This window comes from Legionella steelei, assembly GCF_001468005.1.
GTDB classification, from domain to species: Bacteria; Pseudomonadota; Gammaproteobacteria; order Legionellales; family Legionellaceae; genus Legionella; species Legionella steelei.
Genome location: NZ_LNYY01000019.1, coordinates 61,035 through 82,795 on the forward strand (window position 1 = coordinate 61,035; position 21,761 = coordinate 82,795).

Here is a 21,761-nt window from a genome sequence, read left to right on the forward strand (position 1 = left end):
CAGTGTCGATGAATTATTGATGATTTGTGGGAGTAATGGAGATGATTAGGAGCTTTTCCAGATCTAATTCAGATGAAGCGACAATTGCAATCGTTGCACTACAAAACACGCTGTCCCAAGCTTTGCAGTGCCTATTTGAAGTCATTTATTGTGTGTAATAAAAATTTAAAGCCATTCCATTAATGAGGGTTCATATCGCCGTCTGGTTGATTGGCCTCTTTGTGTCGCTCCGTTTGCACAAGATGAGAGACAGAACCAACATATTTATCTCTTAGTTCTCGAGCATGGGTTAAATGAACCAATTCATTCACCTGTTCACTTGTAGGAAACTTCTTTTTTTCTTGAATAAAATACGTAGAGACGTAGCGTTGAGATTCTTCGCGGATTATTTTTTCCATATGTGTTGCCATTTCCGCATGACTCCTTTTGACCATGCCGGTACAAACGATGCCTTTAAAATCAATTAATTCTTGCTTTTCTGGTTCAGTCATAACTCGAATCGGACTCTCAGTGTAGGTTAGCTTTTCAATGGGTTTAATAAATTTCGCTGTGGCATTTGCATTCATTATTTCTTGACGCATTTCAGGGTATTTATCCCATTCGCCACCACCTAAAGAACAAGAAATTGCCAAGGCCTCATCATTACCCATGCGACTAATAAACGAATTAGCAATTGCGTGATAGTGTTCCTTTATCGTCTTGATTATCTCATCATCAAGTTCCATACCGCTATCAAACAGAAGAGCTGCTTCGGGGCCAAGTTTTTCTTTCATAAGTTGGGTTATCGTTGCTGGCCTCTCGCTGATACATGTTGCAACAGCTTTATCTACAAGGTATTTCTTTAAAATGGCAGCCGGCTCCTCGGAAACACTCCGGGTAACTGGTTTCACCATATAAACTTCACCCTTAGAAGAATCGCCATCAGGATAGTCCACGTAACCCATCCAGGGGAACCAGGTTTCCTTGCTATTGCTATTAAGACCAGAAGACGTGTAAAAGGGATACAGTACCGATGAATTCCCTTTAACTAGTGTAATTGTTCGTGCTTGGGTCTGATAAGCATGAATATCTCCATCTTTAAATGTATACATAAACCCTCCATGGTTTGCGGTGTTGTATGTTTAAATTATAGGCACAAACCAAGAGAGTTTGATTTTTGTTGCATGGCTATCAAAGAAAACAAGCAGCTAGCCTGGTTGCTTGCAAGCAGTATTTATCCGTGAGTTCCTGGCTGTAGTTCTATTGACGCAATTATTGCTTATGTTACATTTGGGCATTTAACGTCTTGGCGCGGGATAGGAAATCGAAATGGCTAAAAATAACAAAGATCTTGAAGATTTACAGCGGACTATTACGATACTCAAAGATGCTGCAAAACGAAGAGGAGATTCTCGTTGTGATGCTGCACTTGATAACCTATATTCAGCAATAGATACTTTAAAACAAAGTACATCTCTAATTACACGTATAAGCAATTATTGGAATGAGTTAACTCTGTGGCAAAAATTGCTAGGTGGGATTGCCCTAGGTGGTTTTCCTTTAGCACTGGGTGCGGTTGCCAATATCAGTTTTTTTATGGAAATAGCAGGAGCAAGTGCAACAGCCTATGCCCTGAGTTGGTGGCTCTTGGAAGACCATATCCAGTGTACCAAAGAGAGTCGAAATAGATTTGTTTCTTCTGCTAAAAATGTACTTTTTTTTGCCGCGAGAAATATGGAAATACCTCTTGAAGATTTAAATTTCAGCGATGATCTTGCGCCAACCACATGAACCCCGGTCTGATTTGTGCAACATTGTAGCCTGGCTGCAAGCAGCCAGGCTAAGCTAACATCTTCGGTGCTTTGCACACGTTTACATCGCATACCAACCCGCTTAAGATATACGATCGACAGTGTTCGTTGATGAAAAAATAATACCATCAGGTCCTGCAGTTTGACCGCCACCGGCTCCAAACATGGTTTCTCCTGTTACACCTAAAATTGAAGGCAGAAACAATAAAGCGGCAGCAATAAAGACTAGAGAAATTGGTGTTCCAATTGGAATTTGAGTCGGATTATCTTTGTGCTGTTTAAATTTCATAATCGCCCCAATAGAAAATCCCAACCCAGCCAAATAAGAACCAGCGGTCACCAATTTAGCCAAGTTCGTAAATGAGCTAGTAATGTTTGATGCCATTGTTCCTAAAGACACACCTCCGACCGCACCTGCTGCTGCACCGTGGCTTACTAATGTCAGAAATGTAAGACAAGCAATACTGCTTAACCAACATCTAAAACCAGATTTATTTATAATGTTACTGTTCACACCTGATACTCCTAAAATTAAAATGATTAAAAAACTCCTGACAATGATATTAGGTAACATGCCCTGATAATTTATGGACTCTATGTCTTTCTTATTGGCCTGCTATGTAGCGCAAGTATAATCTTATCTTAGTTGCTTGCAATAGGATTTTTCTAGAGTGTCCCGTTAGCCTCTTACCTGTTTTGACCGAGTTTAAAATGAGGGTTATAAACTATTTAATCGTTATGAACAAAAGGCTTAAAAGGATTAAAACCAAGGCCACGTGCGCCACAACATAGCCAGTCGCAGCCTGGTTGCTTGCAACCAGGATTTTCTAGTGAGTTTCCATTAGCAGGTGTAGGTAGACCCTATCCATTATTCCACCATCCGCCGCCAAGGGATTGGAAGAGCGCGGCGGTGTCATTATAACGAGCTGCTTCAGCTTGAATTACTTTTAGGTGTATTTTTAAATAGGATTCTTTGGCTCTTAAAACAGTTAAATAGTTTGCTTTGCCGAGTTGGTGTTGCATTTTTACTATTTCAAAATATTTTTTTGTGTTTATTTCTGAATTGACTCGTTCGCGTAATAACTCGGCATCAAACTCAAGCGCATGTAATGCATCTGCAACCTGTTGAAAGGATTCAAGTACCACTTTTTTATATCGCGCAAGTTCATATTCATACAGAGCAATGGCAACTTTACGTTTGGCTCGTAATGCTCCACCTTTAAGTAGGGTTTCAAATATTTGCCCACCATAGTTCCACACATTATTTGCTGGATTGAACAAGGTACTCAGTGCCGTTGAGTACCACGCATAGGTGGCGCCTATATTTAATTTAGGGTAGAGATTGGCGGTTGCAACACCGATTTCTGCACTTGCTTTATGCAATAACGATTCAGAAGACCTTATATCCGGCCGTTGTTTGACAAGCAGTGAGGGTAGTGTCATTGGAAGATCTGTAGGCAATTGCATATCGCGCAGTGTAAAATTAAAAAACTCAGTTTCACTCGGTAATGAGCCTATAAGTACTGCAAGAGCATTATATTTTTTAGCTAAATCATTTTTGAGGATAGGGAGTTGCGCTTGAGTTTCCTTAAGTCGATTGTCACTATTGAGTGTTTCAAGCTTGGATGTATGTCCTTGAAGGTAGTTGCTATTTTCTATTTGCACCAATTTTTTTTGGCACTCTATCAGTTCTTTTGTTGCTTTAATTTGTTCTTGTAACGAGGCAATCGTAATGCCAGTTGTCACTATATTTGCTGTTAGGGTTAAATAGGTTGCTTCCAATTCAAAGCGTTCATAATCAATTGCGGCTCTTAGGGATTCTAATTGACGACGAGTACCGCCAAATAAGTCTAAATTATAGCGAACACTAATAGAGGTATTGTACAGATCAAATGTATTGACTGACGAAAACGGAAGTTTGGTTCCCGGAATCGGGGTAATATTAATTCCTGTGGCAAGTAAACTGTTTCGTTCACGACTTCCTAAAAACTGGGTATCTACAGTAGGAAATAAATTGGGCCCTGCTTCAGCAAGTAAATTAGCTTGTGCTTTGCGCAAATTAGCTTTGCTCATTTCTATTGATGGATTATTTTTTAATCCTTTTTCAATGAATGAATTTAATTCCTTGGAGTGGAATACTTCCCACCATGATTTGGATATATTTTTTTTAAAGTTGAAGCGTTGCGAACGGCCTCCTCGACTCTTCGCGCCAACTGTTTTCGTTTTCACCGGTCCTGCATTATAGTGAATTGTTTTGGGGGCATCGGGTGAATGAAAATTAGGTCCGACCTTACAACTTGTAAGGATTAATGTGCATAAAAATAAATAAATTTTTTGCATTTGATCTTCTTATATAACGAGAGCAAAACAATTCGCTTTAACTATCACGAAATCAAGTTGATGCTGACCGGCTGCCCTGGATGTAAATATTTAAATGCTGCTTTGCTTGGTTTTACCTCAACTCGATAAACAAATTTCGTTCTTGAACTTTCACTAAATATGTAAGGAGGAGTATATTCGGTTTTTGAAGAAATATAGCTTATCGTTGCCGGGTATGTTTCTCTGCACCCATCGCAGCTGATGGTTACTTGATTTTTTAATTTTAATTGGGCTAATAAAGGTTCAGGGATAAAAAAAACCACCTTTAGATTTTCAGGCGTCACAATAGATAATACAGGGCGTCCGGACAATACTAATTCACCAATGGTAAAGTAGGTATCGTAAATATAACCTGAAACGGAAGAGTACACTTTTTTGTTTGCTTTACTCCATTTGGCTTGGGTTAACCCCGCCATGGACGACTCAACTAATGCCTGTTGGGTGATTAATGATGCTTTCGCATTAAGGTAATCGTTCTTTACTTCTTCAAGTTGTTCTATGCTGACCCCACCTGATTTGACCAGTTTTTGATAACGGGTGAATAATGCACTCTGGTAATCAAGATTAACCTGTTTTACTTCGACTTGTGCCAACGCTTGTGCGAGCTCGGCTTTGGCTTTTTTGAGTTGGGATTGTTGGGGTTCTACGTCCAAAGTGAACAGCAATTCACCTTGGTTAATTGTATTGCCTTTGGAGACATCAAGGCTGATAAGATTGCCCGCAAAATTGCTTGAGATATAAGTATAATTTGCATCAACATACCCCTGCAGTGAATTGTTCTCTTGCTTGCAGCTCGCAATAAGTATGCAAATCATGAAGAAAAACAGCCACCTTGGAATGAGTTTTTGCATATTATTTTGATCTTAAACGAATTAATCAATTGAATTGAGAGAATAAAAAAACTTACCATCAAATGGTCATATCTGACAATACACTGATTTAAAATATATTAAAGAAAACTTCAAAATGGAGGCATAGACTGTCAGTCATGATCATATTAAGATACGATACACAAAATGAGCTGTATCAACAAAATCATCTGCTATGGATATTTTCCGGGAAAATCCAGATATTGTTTTGAGAAAAATTGAGCATTTTTAATGCTCATTCAAGGATGATAAATGATAAAAAACGAATTTCTACGTATCTGGTCGATTGCAAAAAAGGAAATTATTCAAATTAGACGGGATTTTTTGATTTTCTCATGGTTAATTATTATTCCAGTTACCCAAATACTTTTATTTGGGGCGATTATTAACACGAATCCCAAACATCTTCCAACGGTAGTGATTACTTCTGAGGATACTCCTTTTACGCGAACTTTATTGCAGGGTTTAAAAAATACGAGTTATTTTTCAATTGAAACAATAACTCGAGATGAACAACAAGCTGCACGGTTATTACTTAGTGGAAAAGTACTTTTTGTCATTAATATTCCACCTAATTTTACCCGGGATTTAATTCGTGGAAAGCACCCGCATGTTTTAATTGAAGCCGATGCTTCAGATCCAGTAGCGGTTTCAAATGCGTTTCGTGCAGCATCCGAATTACCTGCCAAAGTTTTTGAACATGATTTACAAGGACCACTTAGTTATTTAGCTTCCCAGGAAGCACCATTCATTTTCGATATTCAGGCCAAATACAATCCTGAATACATTCCGCAATACAATACTATACCTGGATTAATTGCTTTATTAATCTTTTCAACGTTGACTGTATTGACTGCAGTATCGATAAACTCAGAATTTGAGCGAGGAACTTTTGAGACCTTACTAATCACACCTTTAACCCCAGCGAATATTATTTTTGGTAAGGTGATACCGTATTTTATTTTAGGGTATTTACTTTTATTTATATTGTTAGCAATTGCTTATTTTATTTTTTCTATTCCTTTTCATGGCAGCTTTTTGTTGTTTTTATTACTTGTAGCACCTTACTCTATCTCGAGTTTAGGGACCGGACTTGCTATTTCAGCGATTACCCGCACGCAGTTTGCTGCGGTAGGTTTAACCAACGCATATGGGCTTGTAGCCATTATGGTATCGGGTTTTTTATTTCCATTTACTGGTGTGCCTCATTGGGCGCAATCGATAAGTCAAGTTATTCCGCTCACACACTTTTTAAGAATCACCCGCAATAGTATGTTAAAAGGAGCGGGTTTGGATATTTTATGGCCAGATACTTGGCCTATAATTTTATTTTCAGTCATTATTATTTTTTTGGGAATCTTACTTTTCAGAAGAACGTTAGACTAGGCTGATTGCAATTCTATTATTGGCTCAATCTAGCGAGACCTTAATAATGATTATGACTATTATGAGTACAGACGATTTATGAAAAAGAATTCTGAACATTATGAGGATCTTATTTTACAACATCCTCTTTTCTGTCTTCTCAATCCTACAAATGCACAGCAGTTAATTGGGTATGCACAATCTGAATCCGCTGAAGCAGGCCAAATTATTGCTGTAGAAGGTGAGGCGATAGACTGTATTTATTTTATTGTTTCAGGAAGTGCAGAAGTAAGCAGAGCGGTGCATACATTAGGAAAAAAGCAGGCTATGCGTATTTCTGAATTAAGGAAAGGAGATATTATTGGCCTATCATCTGAGGGATTTGTCTCGCATACAGGTTTACATACGGCTACTGTGAAAGCACTTAATCCTCTGCAGTTACTAAAAATTAGTCTTTATGATTTTCTTAGTTTTTTGGAACAGCCACAAATAAAGTATCCCAATTTAAAAAAATTAAGTGAAGAATTTCTTTTAATTCAGTTTATCCGCGCTCATCATCTATTTAGTAATTTTTCTCACGAGAAAATACAAACAATGGTGAAAACAGCCAAAAATATTAAGGTTAGTGCAGAAACTTGTTTGTATAAAGAAGGGGATATTGCTGATGCTTGTTATTATCTCTTCAAAGGCGAGGTTGTTCTTCTCAATTTAAAGAATAGTAGTTCTACTGTTGTTAAAATAAATCAAATGTTTGGGGATTTGGAATTTATGACGGATATGAAAAGAAAAGAAGCGGCTTTTGCAAAAGTCGATAGCGAATTGTTAGTTATTGAAGCTGAACTTGTTAAAAAATTTATATCCATTCAGCACCAGTCCTTATTTCAAAAAATTCTTTTGAAAATTTCGGGAAACAAGTAGAGTTAGCTTGTATAGAAATATGATTTTTTATTACTTCATCAATGAATAAGAGTAGTGTGGAAATAAATTGTTTATAGGTATTTTATGGATAAAAGCAATTATATTATCGATGTAAGGAATTTAACTAAAAAGTTCAATAAATATCAGGCTGTTAGGGATCTTAATCTGCAGGTTGAATATGGTGATATTTATGGTTTTCTTGGACCGAATGGAGCTGGAAAAACGACTTCTTTAAGAATGCTATGTGGTCTGATTACTCCTGATTCGGGTTCTGGTGAATGTGTTGGGTTTGATATCTTAACCGAATCTCGCCGGATCAAAGCGCTTGTTGGATATATGTCACAGAATTTTGGTCTCTATAAAGATCTTACTGTCTATGAAAATATGATTTTTTTCTCTGAGGTTTATGGAGTAGTTGATAGAAAAAATCAAATAGAAAAGTATTTGCACAAATTTGATTTAGAACAATACAAAGATCAGATTGCAGGCACATTATCTGGAGGGTGGAAACAGCGTTTGTCATTAGCCGTTTCTTTATTGCATGATCCTCTATTGTTATTATTAGATGAACCTACCGCTAATATTGATCCTAAAGCCAGACGAGAATTTTGGGAGCTGATGCATCAGTTATCAAGAGAGGGAATTACCATTTTATTGAGTTCTCATAATTTAGATGAAGTCGATAAATGCAATAAAATTGCCTATATGTGTTACGGAAGCACTTTGATGTCGGGAACGATTGAGGAAATTTTAAACTCTGTAAATTTGACCACTTGGGAAATAAAAGGAAAAAATATTGCGATGTTATCTCATCAATTGGAGTCTACCGAGGGTGTTGATCAAGTATTACGATTCCATAATACACTGCATGTAAGCAGTAAAAATCAGGAGCAATTATCTAGAGCAATCCAGCCCTATTTCGAAAATGAGTTTTTTTATGGAAAAATAATTGATTCGACTTTAGAGGATGTTTTTGTTTGGCTCTCTACGTTTGGCGATCAGAGATTATAAATGATAACAACAGATTTATATCGTGTCTTATCCGTTGCGAAAAAGGAATTTATCCAGATCAAACGAAATATGTCTACTTTTTTGTTTTTATTCTTAGTTCCTATAATGCAAATATTATTATTTGGTTTCATGATTAATACGAACCCCAAATACCTACCAACGGCGGTTATATCTTCTGAAATTGATTCATTTACTCGCACGTTATTAGAAGGTTTTAAACACACAGAATATTTTTCTTTAGATACCTTTGCCCGCACCGAACGCGAAGCAGAGAATTTATTGCTTAGCGGGAAGGGCTTGTTTGTCATTAATATTCCTCCTAATTTTACAAGAAGCTTATTGAGAGGAGAAAAACCACATGTGCTCATTGAGGCGGATGCTTCTGACCCCGTGGCGATTTCAAATGCATTTCGTGCCGCAGCAGATCTCCCAGCACAATTGTTTGAACATGATCTGCAAGGCGCTCTTGGCTATCTTCCTTCACAACAAACACCTTTTGAATTTGATATACACGCCAAGTTTAACCCGGAAGGGTTTTCACAATATAATATTATTCCGGGATTGATTTCCGTATTAATGTTTACAACACTGACGCTGCTCACCGCAATGTCCATTACAGCTGAATATGAGGTGGGTACATTCGAAACGCTATTAATTACGCCACTTAGTGCAGCAAATATTATCTTAGGCAAGGTTATCCCACATTTTATAGTAGGTTATCTTATTTTATTTATGCTATTAATCATTTCTTTTTTTGTATTTTCTGTGCCTTTTTATGGGAGTTTCCTCCTGTATCTTTTCATTATGGCACCTTACTCTATTGGAAGTTTGGCAATGGGCTTAGCTATTTCTGCTTTTGCAAAGACTCAATTTCAAGCCGTTGCGTCAACTAATGCGTATATTTTAGTTGCAGTGATGATTTCTGGATTTTTGTTCCCATTCAGTGGCATGCCAATGTGGGCTCAATATATTAGCCAATTGATCCCATTAACACACTTTTTAAGAGTTACACGTAATATCATGTTGAAAGGGGCGGATTTTAGTATTCTCTGGCCTGATATTTGGCCTATTCTATTATTTATGGTTTTTATTGTTATTTCAGCAACGTTGCTGTTTAGGAAGACTTTGGATTAAAACTATTTTTGTAAGTATTCACAGATACGTCATTTCTGGAGCAAGAGATCCAGCTGTAACAAAATCAATGTATGAACACCGTGAGGTTTCTGGAAACCTGCAGAAACCTTATAGCCTTTGGAAGTTTTTTTATTGGAGCCCAAAAGAAAGTTAGCTCAATACTAAGGTTTTGCTCTGCTCATTCCGGAACTTAATTTAGGCAATGTTGCCTGTGGAGTCTGAGTATTTTGACCAGGCGAAAACAACAAAAATGAATTGTTTCCACGGCAGCACATCAATCATCTCTCATCATATGTCCAATAAATAAACTGATGACCTCTTAATGCCCACTTAATCTATATATTGTACTATATACTCTTTAATCTATTTCAAAGGGTGTTTAAATGTTATCAAAGGTCCAAATGTCATATAAAAGTCGATTCTTTGTGCCAACAGTTGAACTAAAAGAACGAATAAAATCGAAACAGGAGGTTAGCCCAGAAGATTTTACGATAATAGCTTACTCAAGTTCTGGTGGTGATGAAGGGTCTATAGATTTATTAAAACAGACTACGGCTGCTTTTCCCAAAGAAATGGTTAGAAATTTAGTATGCCTGTATCCTGGACGACTTGTTGAACATGAGATACTTGCTCAATTACAAGCAACAATAAAATTGGATAAGCATGTTGATGATGAGATGGATACATTTGGGCATGCTTTTACCATAGTGCAAAAAAAGTTGGAAGAAGGCTTGCTTGATGGACTGGTGTCTAAAGTGGCTTTAATGCATGCAAATACCAAGATAGATGTTATCGAATTTTTCAATGACTTAGTTAATGGTAAAACAAAAGAGAAGTATCCTTTTTCCACAGAGGAGCTAGAGGCTCTAAAATTATTTCATGCGTCAATTTCAGGAAAAGAACCTTGGAGTACCGATAAAGAATTACTTAAAGCGGTTTGTGTTCAGCGAGCCATGGCATTGATTTATACTCAGAGAGCACAAGCAATAATTGAGCCTGTGGTGGCAGGAACTATTAATGAGCTTTGTGAACAAGATACACTGGCTCGACTAGAGTATGTTGAAAAAGAACGCTCCGTAGCCATATTTACTACTGGAGGAGTTGCCTCTGGTAAAGGAAGTTGTCTTAAACTCGTTTCAAAGGTTATTGGGCAATATGAGCCCGAACCTGTTGCATGGAATCAACTCGTTCATCATAATGCGGATAGACTGAAGCCCTTTCTGCAAAAGCCAGAAGTAGATCCCCTGAAATATTCTCAATTTACTTACGAAGAAGCCTTGTTGGTTAAAGAAAGGGTTATGCAAGTTATTGCGAAAAAAAGCCATACATTGGAGGGAGAGAGATATCCTAGTTTTCTTCATGACCAAACCAAATTAAAACCTGATGAACTTCGAGAAGCGAATCAGCGCTATGGTGAAATAAACATTGTTGCGATCTCTACAGATGTAAGTTCCGCTGTCGAACGAGCACATGGTCGTGGGCAAGCCACACAACGATATGAGCATACAGAAGGTCTGCTAGGATCCCATCAGGCAGTTCCTGGAGAAATGATGAAATCGTTAAATCAAAAGGAATTAATAGGTTCTAATGTATCTGTGGCGATGTTTGATAATAATAGTCCTACAAGAGAATTGACCATGTTTGCTACAATAAATATGAAAACGAAGACAATTGATATTTATGATGAGGAAATGATGGAAAATTGGATTAAGAAAGAAAATATTAATCCTAAAGCAAAACCAGAGGAATCGTTATATTTAGAAAAACCAGTTCGTTCAATTGCCGAATATTTTGGTCCTTTGATTGAGAAGGGGTTCGAACTTGAGTATCCTGAGGCAGAGGCTACCATGACATTCAAAGTATAATTAAGTGACCCCTATTTGATATATTTAATATATCATGATTTAATGTTCATAATTTATTCACAAGGAGCTAACATGATGTCGAAAAATGCTAATGGAGCAAAGAATCCTAGCGATGCTTCAAAAAAATGGTCTTTTTTAGATACCTCCAAACGAGTTTTGGATGAAGAAAAAAGTTTAAAGAACTCAGAAGACAAAGAAAAGGCTAAGAATAAAGGAAAAACTATCAGTAGTTCAGATAATATTGTTGAAGTGGAGCCAGATATAAATCAGCTTTTTCAACATAAATAGTTTTGATATAAGAGGATGTCCACAAAATCGATGCCTCAGGCTGTTGGAACGAGAAAGTCAAATTTTTCCCTCGTGCAAAAAGATTTTTCTGATACCTCCTATATCACGATAATAGGGGCCGGCCTTCTCATTTATGAAGAGGCTCTGCCCCAATGCTAAAGGAAACCCAGCGAGTGCCTCTACATCTATAAAGAACATAGCAAGCGTAGGTCGATCCCTCAGGGGCTGACCTACGCTTGCTACAGGAATGAAAGTAACTCATGGTTTCTGCAAACCTGCAGAAACCTCACAATTTGGAAGTTTTTTTATTGGAGCTCAAAAGAAAGTTAGCTCGAGACTAAGGTTTTGCTCTGCTCATTTCGGAACTTAATTTAGGCGATGTTGCCTGTGGAGTCTGAGTATTTTGACCAGGCGAAAACAACAAAAATGAATTGTTCCCGCGGGGTATGAATTCCTGTGAGCTTGGCTTTAGCATGCTGGATGATAAGAATGTATTGGGCTTTTCTGGAGTGGGTACCGCCAAGCTGCCCTTATCTGCAGACAATGTATTGGGATGACTTGTGCTCTTGAGGGTTGCTTTTGTTGTAATAGAAAGATGAGCTACTCCGAAATTATGTGTCTCTTCCTGCAATACCACATCATAATTTTGCAAGCAGTTCTTGATGACATCCTGAGTGGCACTTTTGATGGGGTGTATTTCTGCATCCGTTTTGCTATGCAAACCTTTGCCATAAATGATTCTTATGTTCAGGGGCTTGGGAGTCATGTCAATAAATTCACTGAGGGCAATATGGGTTACTCCATAATTTAAACCATGTAAATCTATTTCATAGATCCCATCAGCTTTTCGTATTAGAGGCTGTTTGGCATGATTATCATAAATAGCTTTTGCTTGATTGATTTGATTATTCATAAACAGCACATCAATCATGCAGTTATGGGTCACCACATCAGCCACATAATGCTTGGGGTCGGTTGCCTTCTGATAAGCCCGTAGGGCTAAATCAAGGCGGCCATTTTTGCCTGCTGCCTCAATCATGTTGCTATGGGTCACCACATTAGCCATATAATGCTCGGGGTCGGTGGCCTTCTGATAAGCCTGCAGGGCTAAATCGAGGCGGCCATTTCTGCCTGCCGCATCAATCATGCTGCTATGGGTCACCACATCAGCCACATAATGCTCGGGGTCGGTTGCCTGATGATAAGCCTTAAGAGCTAAATCGATCCGGCCATTTTTGCCTGCCGCATCAATCATGATGTTATGGGGCACTACATCAGCCACATCATGCTTGGGGTCGGTGGCTTGATGATAAGCCTGCAGGGCTAAATCGATCCGACCATTTTTGCCTGCCGCATCAATCATGCTGCTGTGGGTCACCACATTAGCTACATCATGTGCGGGGTCGGTTGCTTGATGATAAGCCTGCAGGGCTAAATCAATCCGGCCATTTTTGCCTGCTGCATCAATCATGCTGTTATGGGTCACCACATTAGCCACATAATGCTCGGGGTCGATTGCCTGATGATAAGCCTGCAGGGCTAAATCAATCCGGCCATTTTTTCCTGCCACATCAATCATGCTGCTATGGGTCACCACATTAGCCACATAATGCTCGGGGTCGGTGGCTTGATAATAAGCCTGCAAGGCTAAATCAATACGGCCATTTTTGCCTGTCGCATCAATCATGCTGTTATGGGTCACTACATTAGCCAGGTTATTTGTGATGCTTATCGCATAAACCGCATCGGCATGAGCTATTTGTTTTAGTTGAGCTAATTTTTTGATTAATATATTAATAATTACAGTATCAGGATATAAATCTTTATCCAAAAGAGTGTTTAATACCAAGCATAATTCATTTAAAGTACGCGCTTTATTTAATTGCTGACCACAAGCTTTATATTTGTCAAAATTTTTCTTCGCGATAAAACATTGTTTCGTTTTTAATCGGTTAATGACTAAAGAAAAATCACCAGCTGCTGTGTTTGGTTGAATGGCTCTAACTTGGGTCTTCATTATTCGTTTCCTCGTTCAATTGACCTATTCTAGGAATTCCAACGCTGAGCATAAAAATTATCGGTATAGGATAAGAATTGTCTTTAGCATCAATTTTATAACCACCACTTCCACACAAATTAAACGCGAGGTGACCGCTGTCTCACGAAGCAGCGTTTTGGAGGGGTACTATTGAAATGGCCTGTTATAATGTGTTGTCCGCATTCTATGGGGATTTTATTAAGTGAACCTTAATCAATATGAGTAAATATTACATTTGAGACTTTTAGCAAAAAAAGCCAAGACAAATGGTTGTCGATTCCGTTTCAAGTGGATGAAGAATCAAAACAACAAGGATGAATTCTCAGTAGAGCATCAATTTTAACCGCATCTAGTTTATTTGTGCTATTTATCATTAAGTCACCTCCTATAATCATTGTGGCTATAGGCTAAACAGCAGCCATGATTTTAGTCATGCACGTTTGCCGAAAACTCAGTGAACACCATGGATAAGTTACTTGTTCATTGAAATTACAGTGATGGTTTTCATAATGGACATTTTTGAAGAGAGGAGTTAACTCAGCAAACGCTGGGCTTAACAGTCCAGCCTGCACTTACAAGGATGAGTGGTCATGAACGCTTACCTATTAAAGTAAACTTTCTTGCTCATAAAAAAAACCCCGTTTGCACGGGGATGATTGGATTTGTCCAGGAAGTAACTATTAATCCGCTTTTTTACCGGTTAACTTTTCTTTGATACGTGCTGCACGACCAGCTAGATTACGGAGGTAATAAAGTTTAGCGCGACGTACATCACCACGTCTTTTTACGGTAATGCTATCAACAATTGGACTGTAAGTTTGGAATACACGCTCAACCCCAACACCGTGAGAAATTTTACGAACAGTGAATGCAGAGTTCAAACCACGATTACGTTTTGCTATAACAACACCTTCAAAAGCCTGTAAACGCTCACGGGTACCTTCAATTACTTTCACTTGAACCAAAACAGTATCACCTGGGTTGAAATCTGGGATTTCTTTGCCTTGCATTTGCTCAGCATTCAGTTGATCAATAATATTAGTCATGGACTACTCCTCAAATTGGTTCATCCTTTAGGAATCACCGTGTTCATACATAAACTCAGCAAGCAATTGCTTGTCTGTTTCACTTAACTGTATTTTTTCAAGTAAATCTGGACGTTTAAGCCAGGTTTTACCCAGAGATTGCTTTCTTCGCCACAGTTCTATATCTCTGTGATTACCACCTAATAAAACGGGTGGTACCTCTAACCCGTCAACGGTTGCTGGTCGAGTATAATGAGGGCAATCCAGTAAACCATTCATAAATGAATCTTGTTCCGCTGAACCAAGATGCCCTAGACTCCCTGGTATTAAACGAACAATTGCATCGATAAATACCGTAGCAGCCAGCTCACCACCACTTAAAACAAAATCTCCAAGAGACCATTCTTCATCAACATAGTGTTGAAGGATACGCTCATCAATTCCTTCATATCGCCCGGCAATAAAAAGCAGGGGTTGTTTGTCATGTGCCACTTTATTTAAGTCATTTTGCCGAATTACCTTACCTTGAGGACTCAGGTAAATCGTTTTGCAATGACTTGGCATTTGACTTCGTGCCTGCATTATTGCCCCTTTTAAGGGCTCATACATCATCACCATTCCCGGGCCGCCACCATAAGGCTTATCATCGACTTGCCTGTAAGGCCTGGAGGACCAATCTCTTGGATTCCAGTGATCAATTTTGACCAACTCTTGCTCAATTGCTCTGCCCGTAATGCCATACTTCAAGGCATTAAGTATTTCTGGTATTAAGCTGATTACTCCGAGATGAAGTACCACTTAAAAATCCATATCCCAATCAACAGTAATTATCTGCTGTTTCGAATCTATATCTAATATAAATTGGCCAAGTAAATAAGGTATTAAATGTCTTTTATTACCTTCTACAACCAACACATCATTTGCACCCGTAGGAATTATTTCAGTGACATTTCCAAAAGGCTCGCCTTGTTGGTTAATCACTTTCATACCTATAAGCTGATGCCAATAATATTCACCAGGTTCTAGTGTTGCTAATTGCCCCCGTTGAATCGCAATTTCTATATTAGTTAGGTAAGCTACTGATTCGCGTTCAGGATAACCTTCAATTTGGACAATGATGGATTTATTTTGTACTTCAGCACGCAATAACTTCATTGGCTGCCATTTATTGTTGATAAAGGCATGCCAATTTGCATACTTCAGGACATTATCACGAGGTTCTGTAAAGGAGTGAACCGTAACAAAACCTTTAACACCATGTGGCCGCCCAAAACGGGCAATGACTATCCAGTTTTCCTGATTATTCACGTTATTAAGCAGCTTCGCCTTTTTTATTAAACTCTTTGACTAAAGCGCTTACGCGATCAGACAACTGTGCGCCTACTTTTTGCCAGTGGCTTAATTTTTCTGCATCAATGTGCAGACGTACTTCTTGCCCACGAGCTATAGGGTTAAAATAACCAATGCGCTCAATATAGCTACCGTCACGGCGCTTGCGGCTGTCAGTAACGACCATATGATAAAACGGACGCTTTTTAGCGCCACCTCTTGATAAACGTATAACGACCATTGTTTTCCTCTACTTTAAGAGTGGTTACGTAAAAATGCCGTGTATTGTACGAAAATTAATTCAGCATGTGAAGTAATTCTTGTGAATTATTTAAAATCATCGGGTAATATGCCTTTTAAACCAGCCATTCCACCGAGTCCACGCATCATTTTTTGCATTCCACCGGGTTTGGTAAATTTTTTCATCATTTTTTGCATTTGTTCAAATTGTTTTAATAACTTATTCACATCCTGTATTTGTGTCCCTGAGCCCAAAGCAATGCGCTTTTTACGTGAACCCACAATAAGCTTGGGGATACGACGTTCTTTGGGGGTCATGGAATTAATAATGGCAATGGTTTGGGCCATGGCTTTATCACCGACTTGTTGCATTGCCTGTTGAGGCATCATTTGACTGACACCAGGAAGCTTGCTCATCATCCCGGCAACACCACCCATATTGTTCATTTGTAGGAGCTGTTGTTTAAAGTCTTCTAGATCAAAGCTTTTACCCTTTTTCAGTTTCTTAGCGAGCTTTTCACTCGCTTGTTTGTCTGCTTTACGCTCAACTTCTTCAATCAGCGTGAGAATATCTCCCATGCCAAGAATTCTTGAGGCAATTCGCTCAGGATGAAACGGCTCCAAAGCTTCTACTTTTTCACCACTACCAATAAATTTAATAGGTTGTCCAGTAATTTGCTTTACAGAAAGCGCGGCTCCACCTCGTGCGTCACCATCCGTTTTGGTTAAAATGACCCCGGTTAATGGTAGGGCTTCATGAAAAGCTTTTGCTGTATTTGCCGCATCTTGCCCTGTCATGCTGTCGACAACAAACAGCGTTTCAATAGGCGTAATCTCTTTGTGCAAGCTTTTAATTTCATCCATCATATCGGCATCAATATGCAATCGGCCTGCCGTATCAATCAGCAAAACATCCATATATTGTTTCTTGGCTGTATCCAACGCTTTTTTGGCAATGGCAAGCGGCTGTTCATTGGCTTCGGATGGGAAAAAGGCAACCCCTATTTGCTCCGCTAATACTTTAAGTTGTTGGATTGCCGCAGGTCGATAAACGTCGACGCTGGCTACCATTACTTTTTTATTCTCAGACTCTTTCAAGTAACGGGCTAATTTTGCAGTGCTGGTTGTTTTACCTGACCCTTGCAATCCTGCCATTAAAAATACTGCAGGGGGTTGGGTTTTAAAATTAAGTTCAGCGCGTTCATCGCCCATAATATGGATTAATTCATCATGGACAATTTTAATAAAGGCTTGATCAGGATTTAATTCAGTTAAGACTTCCTGCCCTAAAGCCTTTTGTTTTACTTGTTCAATAAATTCTTTAATAACAGGTAAGGCAACGTCTGCTTCAAGCAGTGAAAGCCTGACCTCACGCAGAGCGTGTTGTACATTTTCTTCAGTTAATCGACCCTGTCCTCGTAAATTTTTAAAGGTGCGAGTCAAACGTTCGGTTAAGGTTTCAAACATAATATGTTGCCCGAAAAAAATAGGAACTATAGCACAGAGAGAGTATGTTATGAAACTGCCCAGACTATGATCCTAGAAAAAGCAGTTAAACCATTCAACGCAAGCTAAAGATGCCAACGATAAGGTACCAACTGTTTTTTTCTGGAATGCTCCAGTTTGCTATAAGCCAAATTCATACGATTTTTTTTATAAAGGGATTTTTGATCGTGTCCACATCTCTTGCGGGCGCGAGTGATTTTGTGCACAACGACAGGAAAAAAGGCAGAGATTTTCTGATTAAATCATGTTATTTTACAGAGCGTATTAAGAATCTGCGGGTGATTAAATGGAATTAAGGAACATTTTGTTTAATTATTACCCTATTATTAAGGGTTCCTTAAGCTAATTTTTATATAATTAAGCTTCTTCAAGCCCAAAAACTGCACTGAAGGAATGCGATGATCGAGAAAAAACACTCACTGACAATTTTCAGTCTGACGATGATAACAGTTGGTTCTGTAGACAGCATACGCAATTTGCCTGCTACAGCCTTATTCGGTAGTCAGTTAATTTTTTATTTCGTTTTAGGTGCTTTATTTTTTCTAATCCCTACCGCGTTGGTTTCCGCAGAGCTGGCTTCGGGATGGCCACGACAGGGTGGGATTTATATTTGGGTAAAACAGGCTTTCGGTAAAAAAGCAGGTTTCTTAGCCATTTGGTTGCAGTGGATAGAAAACGTAATTTGGTATCCAACGATTTTATCTTTTGTCGCCGGAACTATTGGCTATTTAATTAATCCTGAGTTAACAAGTAATCCTTATTTTTTATGGTCGGTCATCGTGAGTGCATTTTGGGGCGCGACGATATTGAATCTGCGCGGGATGAAATCATCTGCGGCATTTAGTAATCTTTGCTCTCTTGCAGGTTTATTGTTGCCTATGTCTCTCATTATTGGTCTAGGAGCTGTGTGGATTACTCAAGGGAATCCCTTACAGATTCAGTTTGATATTCCGAGTATCGTGCCGCATTTATCAGATAAATCCATGTGGGTTTCCTTAACGGCGATCATTATGTCTTTTTGTGGCATTGAAATTGCGACAGTTCATGCTAACGATGTACATAACCCACAGCATGCTTTTCCCAAAGTTTTAATCTATTCAGTAGGAATTATTTTAAGTACTTTAATCCTTGGATCTTTAGCCATTGCGATTGTTTTACCAGGAAAAGACATCAATTTAGTTGCTGGCATTATGCAAGCATTCGAGGCATTTTTCTCTAGCTATCATTTATATTGGATGATGCCTGTAGTTGCTGTAATGCTGGTTTTGGGAGGGCTTGGAGGCGTGAGTAATTGGATAATTGCTCCCACAAAAGGATTGCTGGTTGCTGCTGAAGATGGAAATTTGCCCGAATATTTCCAACGTACGAACGCACAAGGTGCCCCGGTTGTTATGCTGTACACGCAGGCGAGCATTGTTACCGTATTATCAGGATTATTCTTGTTTATGCCTAGTGTGAATGGCTCTTATTGGTTATTAACTGCTTTAGCAGCGCAATTGTATATGTTGATGTATTTCATTATGTTTGCCGCTGCAATTAAATTGCGGTTTGCTGAACCTCATCATCACCGGCCTTTTGCGATCCCTGGAGGCATGTTCGGCATGCTATTTGTTGCAGGGGTAGGTATTATTGGTGTATGTGCTACCTTGGCAGTAAGTTTTATTCCACCAGACGGCATCAATGTAGGTAGTATGGCACGTTATGAGTTAACATTAATTTGTGGCTTAATTCTCATGTGTTTACCACCGTTTATAAGCACTTGGTCGCGCGGAAAAACAGCAGTATTGGAGGCTGTTCCAGATTAAAGATTCTCCTGTGTACGCGGAAGGCATTTATAGACAAAAAGTATGATGGATATCCCAGCAGAATCTAATGAATTATTAAGCCAGTTAATGGCAAGATTACCTGAATTGGAATGGAAGATTAGCGAGCTTGGCTCATTTTTTTCGAGCCAGCGTTTGCCCAAAGGGTTATTTCGTACCGATTCAGGGCTAAATGGTGGTGCTGCATGTATTGCAGAAATTAAAGCAGATATCCACGCCTTAGGTGCGCAAAAAAATAAGCGTAGTGCTTTTTATTTGGCGGAACGAATCAGACGAAAAATTAATGTTTTAGTTGTGTTATGTCAAATGCATCAAGGTAAGGCTAAGCCTGAGGAAAAACCAGTATTTGGCATTAAGATGCTAAGTACCAGGCGGCAATGGATAAATGACCTTGAGTTAGAAATTAAAACCTTAGAAGAACAACAACAAGCAATGACTAAAGCTTTAGAACATCTAAGGCATAATCATAATCCCAGTGCAATTTTACATTTAAAAGCAGAGCTAGGTGAGGTGGTGCGTCGCCTAACTTTAGCGAAAGAAACACTAAATCGTGCTGTTTCTTGATCGAGAATCTTTTTCTCAATAAGCTAATGCTGTAAATTAACGAGGGTTCGAGATACAAGACATTTTTAGGTCTTATGTATCGCTAAACGAACGTTGTCTCGTAAAATCTATCTTTACGGGAGCCGGTTCAAAATAATCATATGCCTTCTTGGCGTAATTATTAATAAATCGCTCAATTAAATCATTTACTTGCATAAAGATAAACGAGAATGAGTGGTTACAAAAAGGAGCTTTTAAATGTCAGATAAATATTCTCAAGTCACCAAAGACATCAGTACTCAATTAGCGAAAATGCGTAAGGAAATGCCAGAAGTAATGTCTGGATTTTCAGCTCTAGCGCAGGCAGCATCTAAAGACGGCGTACTCGATAAAAAAACTAAAGAATTAATTGCTATGGCTTTGGCTGTTGCCAAACAATGTGATGGTTGTATCGGATTTCATGCACAAGCATTAATTAAATTACAAGCAACCCGAGAAGAGTTTTTAGAAACGCTAGGTATGGCTGTATACATGGGTGGTGGCCCATCTCTAATGTATGCCGCAGAAGCTTTAGAGGCTTTTGAAGAGTTTAGTAAATAAATTGCTGCGCTTAGCATCAACTTACATTATCTTTTGTTATGCTTCAGCGATGTAGCAAGTGTAGCAACTGTCTTGAAATAAAATTTAAGACAGTTGCTACGTTTTATTGAGCTATTTTTGTCAACGAGATTACCTAACACATACAAGGATGACCAGGTATGTGTTAATGATCCATCATCTAGATGTATACAAAATCCGGGTTTAGAATTTCCCTGAAAGACTAATGTTGGGCTGTTGCTGGTTGCTCTGTTGATGGTTGCGTTACTGGTGGCTGTGCTGCAGATGGTTGTCCTAACGCAGCAGAAACATGAAGCATTTCATTTTTGGCTGCGGTATTTTGTTGGCATGGGTATTGTTTGCTTGCACCTAACCAGGCTATTTGCGATACGGTCATGGCGTCTTTGTCGCTTTGCTGGCTTGAGATTTCTTTATAAGTTTGCTGAATCAGCCCACAAAGAGTAGGTGCATTAAGTTGTACGCTTGGGGGGAGGCAAAAAATAGGCGTTCCATGATTTTTTGCGATTTCATTCGCCTGAATCATTGTTTCAGCAATACTTTCACAGGTTATTGTCAAAACATGACGGGCGGACCTAGCCCACGCTTGTGCTTGAGGATCGGCTTTAACCTCCATCTGCGGAATATTATCAGCAATATTCATATAGTTCTTTATGGTGTCGGCATGTATGCAGTGACAAAAGAATAAGAAACTAATTAATAATATACGCATAATTATACCCTTAAAATTAATGTAACTATTCAGCGCCATGCTCTCAACCATGGTGAGTAGCTACACATTAAATGCCATGTGGCTTAATTAAACCCAGTTTAAAAGCAATTAATAAAAATATAAATAAACTCACTGAAATACTTATTCTTATGGTTAAGGCTTTAATAGTCCGTTTGGAGTTACCGGAGTCACGAATAAGAAAGATAAGACCACTTGCTAAAGAAGCTGCGATGATAATCATGGCAAAGATGATGATAATTTTAGTGATCATTTGTTATACTCCTGAAATTGCCGTCTGATTATGACTAACA

22 protein-coding genes are annotated in these 21,761 nt (G+C 38.7%); 10 read left to right on the plus strand and 12 right to left on the minus strand.

From position 1 onward, the window contains the following. Positions 1-179 precede the first annotated feature (179 nt). Complete coding sequence (locus Lste_RS04485; protein ID WP_058509882.1) at positions 180-1,091, minus strand: hypothetical protein; 912 nt, start codon at positions 1,089-1,091, stop codon at positions 180-182. Between the two features lie 217 nt (positions 1,092-1,308). On the opposite strand from Lste_RS04485, the gene Lste_RS04490 reads away from it, so the two are divergent. Then, positions 1,309-1,770, plus strand: coding sequence for a hypothetical protein (locus Lste_RS04490; protein WP_058509883.1), 462 nt, complete (start codon positions 1,309-1,311; stop codon positions 1,768-1,770). A gap of 102 nt (positions 1,771-1,872) precedes the next feature. On the opposite strand, the gene Lste_RS04495 is transcribed toward Lste_RS04490, so the two are convergent. The 3 genes from Lste_RS04495 to Lste_RS04505 form a co-directional block, all read right to left on the minus strand. Continuing rightward, positions 1,873-2,304, minus strand: coding sequence for a hypothetical protein (locus Lste_RS04495; RefSeq protein ID WP_058511647.1), 432 nt, complete (start codon positions 2,302-2,304; stop codon positions 1,873-1,875). A 347-nt stretch (positions 2,305-2,651) separates the two neighbouring features. Next, complete coding sequence (locus tag Lste_RS04500) at positions 2,652-4,130, minus strand: efflux transporter outer membrane subunit (protein WP_058509884.1); 1,479 nt, start codon at positions 4,128-4,130, stop codon at positions 2,652-2,654. Positions 4,131-4,174: 44 nt separating this feature from the next. Next, positions 4,175-4,984: an HlyD family secretion protein gene (locus Lste_RS04505; protein ID WP_237760425.1), complete on the minus strand. Its 810-nt coding sequence runs from the start codon at positions 4,982-4,984 to the stop codon at positions 4,175-4,177. A 306-nt stretch (positions 4,985-5,290) separates the two neighbouring features. Here Lste_RS04505 and Lste_RS04510 point away from each other — a divergent pair, with 306 nt between their 5' ends. From Lste_RS04510 to Lste_RS04535, 6 genes are all read left to right on the plus strand, one after another. Continuing rightward, the gene (locus tag Lste_RS04510) at positions 5,291-6,424 is read left to right on the plus strand and encodes an ABC transporter permease (protein ID WP_058509886.1); all 1,134 of its coding nucleotides are present in this window, start codon (positions 5,291-5,293) and stop codon (positions 6,422-6,424) included. A gap of 78 nt (positions 6,425-6,502) precedes the next feature. Next, complete coding sequence (locus tag Lste_RS04515; protein ID WP_058509887.1) at positions 6,503-7,321, plus strand: cyclic nucleotide-binding domain-containing protein; 819 nt, start codon at positions 6,503-6,505, stop codon at positions 7,319-7,321. A gap of 84 nt (positions 7,322-7,405) precedes the next feature. Next, the gene (locus Lste_RS04520) at positions 7,406-8,332 is read left to right on the plus strand and encodes an ABC transporter ATP-binding protein (RefSeq protein WP_058509888.1); all 927 of its coding nucleotides are present in this window, start codon (positions 7,406-7,408) and stop codon (positions 8,330-8,332) included. Further along, a complete protein-coding gene (locus tag Lste_RS04525; RefSeq protein WP_058509889.1) occupies positions 8,333-9,466 on the plus strand; it encodes an ABC transporter permease in 1,134 nt (377 codons plus the stop codon). A 383-nt stretch (positions 9,467-9,849) separates the two neighbouring features. Next, on the plus strand, positions 9,850-11,331 hold the full coding sequence (locus Lste_RS04530; protein WP_237760426.1) for a zeta toxin family protein: 1,482 nt from the start codon (positions 9,850-9,852) through the stop codon (positions 11,329-11,331). A 72-nt stretch (positions 11,332-11,403) separates the two neighbouring features. Further along, entirely contained in the window at positions 11,404-11,619 is a 216-nt protein-coding gene (locus Lste_RS04535) for a hypothetical protein (RefSeq protein ID WP_058509890.1), read from the plus strand. 337 nt (positions 11,620-11,956) lie between these two features. Here Lste_RS04535 and Lste_RS04540 read toward each other — a convergent pair whose 3' ends face one another. The 6 genes from Lste_RS04540 to ffh all read right to left on the minus strand — a co-directional run bounded on the left by Lste_RS04540 (position 11,957) and on the right by ffh (position 17,718). After that, positions 11,957-13,636, minus strand: a complete 1,680-nt coding sequence (locus Lste_RS04540; protein ID WP_058509891.1) for a hypothetical protein — start codon at positions 13,634-13,636, stop codon at positions 11,957-11,959. A 701-nt stretch (positions 13,637-14,337) separates the two neighbouring features. Next, positions 14,338-14,703, minus strand: a complete 366-nt coding sequence (gene rplS / locus Lste_RS04545; protein WP_058509892.1) for a 50S ribosomal protein L19 — start codon at positions 14,701-14,703, stop codon at positions 14,338-14,340. 27 nt (positions 14,704-14,730) lie between these two features. Then, the gene (trmD, locus tag Lste_RS04550; protein ID WP_058509893.1) at positions 14,731-15,480 is read right to left on the minus strand and encodes a tRNA (guanosine(37)-N1)-methyltransferase TrmD; all 750 of its coding nucleotides are present in this window, start codon (positions 15,478-15,480) and stop codon (positions 14,731-14,733) included. Continuing rightward, positions 15,481-15,990, minus strand: a complete 510-nt coding sequence (gene rimM / locus Lste_RS04555) for a ribosome maturation factor RimM (protein WP_058509894.1) — start codon at positions 15,988-15,990, stop codon at positions 15,481-15,483. It lies immediately after the preceding gene. A 4-nt stretch (positions 15,991-15,994) separates the two neighbouring features. After that, on the minus strand, positions 15,995-16,252 hold the full coding sequence (gene rpsP / locus Lste_RS04560) for a 30S ribosomal protein S16 (protein WP_058509895.1): 258 nt from the start codon (positions 16,250-16,252) through the stop codon (positions 15,995-15,997). Positions 16,253-16,338: 86 nt separating this feature from the next. Next, a complete protein-coding gene (gene ffh / locus Lste_RS04565) occupies positions 16,339-17,718 on the minus strand; it encodes a signal recognition particle protein (RefSeq protein WP_058509896.1) in 1,380 nt (459 codons plus the stop codon). Positions 17,719-18,155: 437 nt separating this feature from the next. Between ffh and Lste_RS04570 the strand changes: the two genes are divergently transcribed. The 3 genes from Lste_RS04570 (at position 18,156) to Lste_RS04580 (ending at position 20,723) form a co-directional block, all read left to right on the plus strand. Continuing rightward, complete coding sequence (locus tag Lste_RS04570; protein WP_058509897.1) at positions 18,156-19,562, plus strand: APC family permease; 1,407 nt, start codon at positions 18,156-18,158, stop codon at positions 19,560-19,562. 42 nt (positions 19,563-19,604) lie between these two features. Then, positions 19,605-20,144, plus strand: coding sequence for a hypothetical protein (locus Lste_RS04575; RefSeq protein ID WP_058509898.1), 540 nt, complete (start codon positions 19,605-19,607; stop codon positions 20,142-20,144). A gap of 237 nt (positions 20,145-20,381) precedes the next feature. After that, a complete protein-coding gene (locus Lste_RS04580) occupies positions 20,382-20,723 on the plus strand; it encodes a carboxymuconolactone decarboxylase family protein (RefSeq protein WP_058509899.1) in 342 nt (113 codons plus the stop codon). Positions 20,724-20,943: 220 nt separating this feature from the next. On the opposite strand, the gene Lste_RS04585 is transcribed toward Lste_RS04580, so the two are convergent. Further along, a complete protein-coding gene (locus tag Lste_RS04585) occupies positions 20,944-21,450 on the minus strand; it encodes a phosphatase (RefSeq protein ID WP_193393384.1) in 507 nt (168 codons plus the stop codon). A gap of 67 nt (positions 21,451-21,517) precedes the next feature. Further along, positions 21,518-21,721: a twin transmembrane helix small protein gene (locus Lste_RS04590; RefSeq protein WP_058477128.1), complete on the minus strand. Its 204-nt coding sequence runs from the start codon at positions 21,719-21,721 to the stop codon at positions 21,518-21,520. Between the last annotated feature and the right edge of the window lie 40 nt (positions 21,722-21,761).

What these genes read in the sequence shown, in the direction of transcription:
- rplS (WP_058509892.1), bottom strand. Translation starts at nt 14,703, where the DNA reads ATGACTAATATTATTGATCAACTGAATGCTGAGCAAATGCAAGGCAAA.
- Lste_RS04590 (WP_058477128.1), bottom strand. Translation starts at nt 21,721, where the DNA reads ATGATCACTAAAATTATCATCATCTTTGCCATGATTATCATCGCAGCT.
- Lste_RS04530 (WP_237760426.1), top strand. Translation starts at nt 9,850, where the DNA reads ATGTTATCAAAGGTCCAAATGTCATATAAAAGTCGATTCTTTGTGCCA.
- Lste_RS04540 (WP_058509891.1), bottom strand. Translation starts at nt 13,636, where the DNA reads ATGAAGACCCAAGTTAGAGCCATTCAACCAAACACAGCAGCTGGTGAT.
- Lste_RS04580 (WP_058509899.1), top strand. Translation starts at nt 20,382, where the DNA reads ATGTCAGATAAATATTCTCAAGTCACCAAAGACATCAGTACTCAATTA.
- Lste_RS04520 (WP_058509888.1), top strand. Translation starts at nt 7,406, where the DNA reads ATGGATAAAAGCAATTATATTATCGATGTAAGGAATTTAACTAAAAAG.
- ffh (WP_058509896.1), bottom strand. Translation starts at nt 17,718, where the DNA reads ATGTTTGAAACCTTAACCGAACGTTTGACTCGCACCTTTAAAAATTTA.
- Lste_RS04485 (WP_058509882.1), bottom strand. Translation starts at nt 1,091, where the DNA reads ATGTATACATTTAAAGATGGAGATATTCATGCTTATCAGACCCAAGCA.
- Lste_RS04500 (WP_058509884.1), bottom strand. Translation starts at nt 4,130, where the DNA reads ATGCAAAAAATTTATTTATTTTTATGCACATTAATCCTTACAAGTTGT.
- Lste_RS04525 (WP_058509889.1), top strand. Translation starts at nt 8,333, where the DNA reads ATGATAACAACAGATTTATATCGTGTCTTATCCGTTGCGAAAAAGGAA.
- Lste_RS04535 (WP_058509890.1), top strand. Translation starts at nt 11,404, where the DNA reads ATGATGTCGAAAAATGCTAATGGAGCAAAGAATCCTAGCGATGCTTCA.
- Lste_RS04490 (WP_058509883.1), top strand. Translation starts at nt 1,309, where the DNA reads ATGGCTAAAAATAACAAAGATCTTGAAGATTTACAGCGGACTATTACG.
- Lste_RS04570 (WP_058509897.1), top strand. Translation starts at nt 18,156, where the DNA reads ATGATCGAGAAAAAACACTCACTGACAATTTTCAGTCTGACGATGATA.
- Lste_RS04510 (WP_058509886.1), top strand. Translation starts at nt 5,291, where the DNA reads ATGATAAAAAACGAATTTCTACGTATCTGGTCGATTGCAAAAAAGGAA.
- Lste_RS04515 (WP_058509887.1), top strand. Translation starts at nt 6,503, where the DNA reads ATGAAAAAGAATTCTGAACATTATGAGGATCTTATTTTACAACATCCT.
- Lste_RS04575 (WP_058509898.1), top strand. Translation starts at nt 19,605, where the DNA reads ATGATGGATATCCCAGCAGAATCTAATGAATTATTAAGCCAGTTAATG.
- Lste_RS04505 (WP_237760425.1), bottom strand. Translation starts at nt 4,984, where the DNA reads ATGATTTGCATACTTATTGCGAGCTGCAAGCAAGAGAACAATTCACTG.
- rpsP (WP_058509895.1), bottom strand. Translation starts at nt 16,252, where the DNA reads ATGGTCGTTATACGTTTATCAAGAGGTGGCGCTAAAAAGCGTCCGTTT.
- Lste_RS04585 (WP_193393384.1), bottom strand. Translation starts at nt 21,450, where the DNA reads ATGCGTATATTATTAATTAGTTTCTTATTCTTTTGTCACTGCATACAT.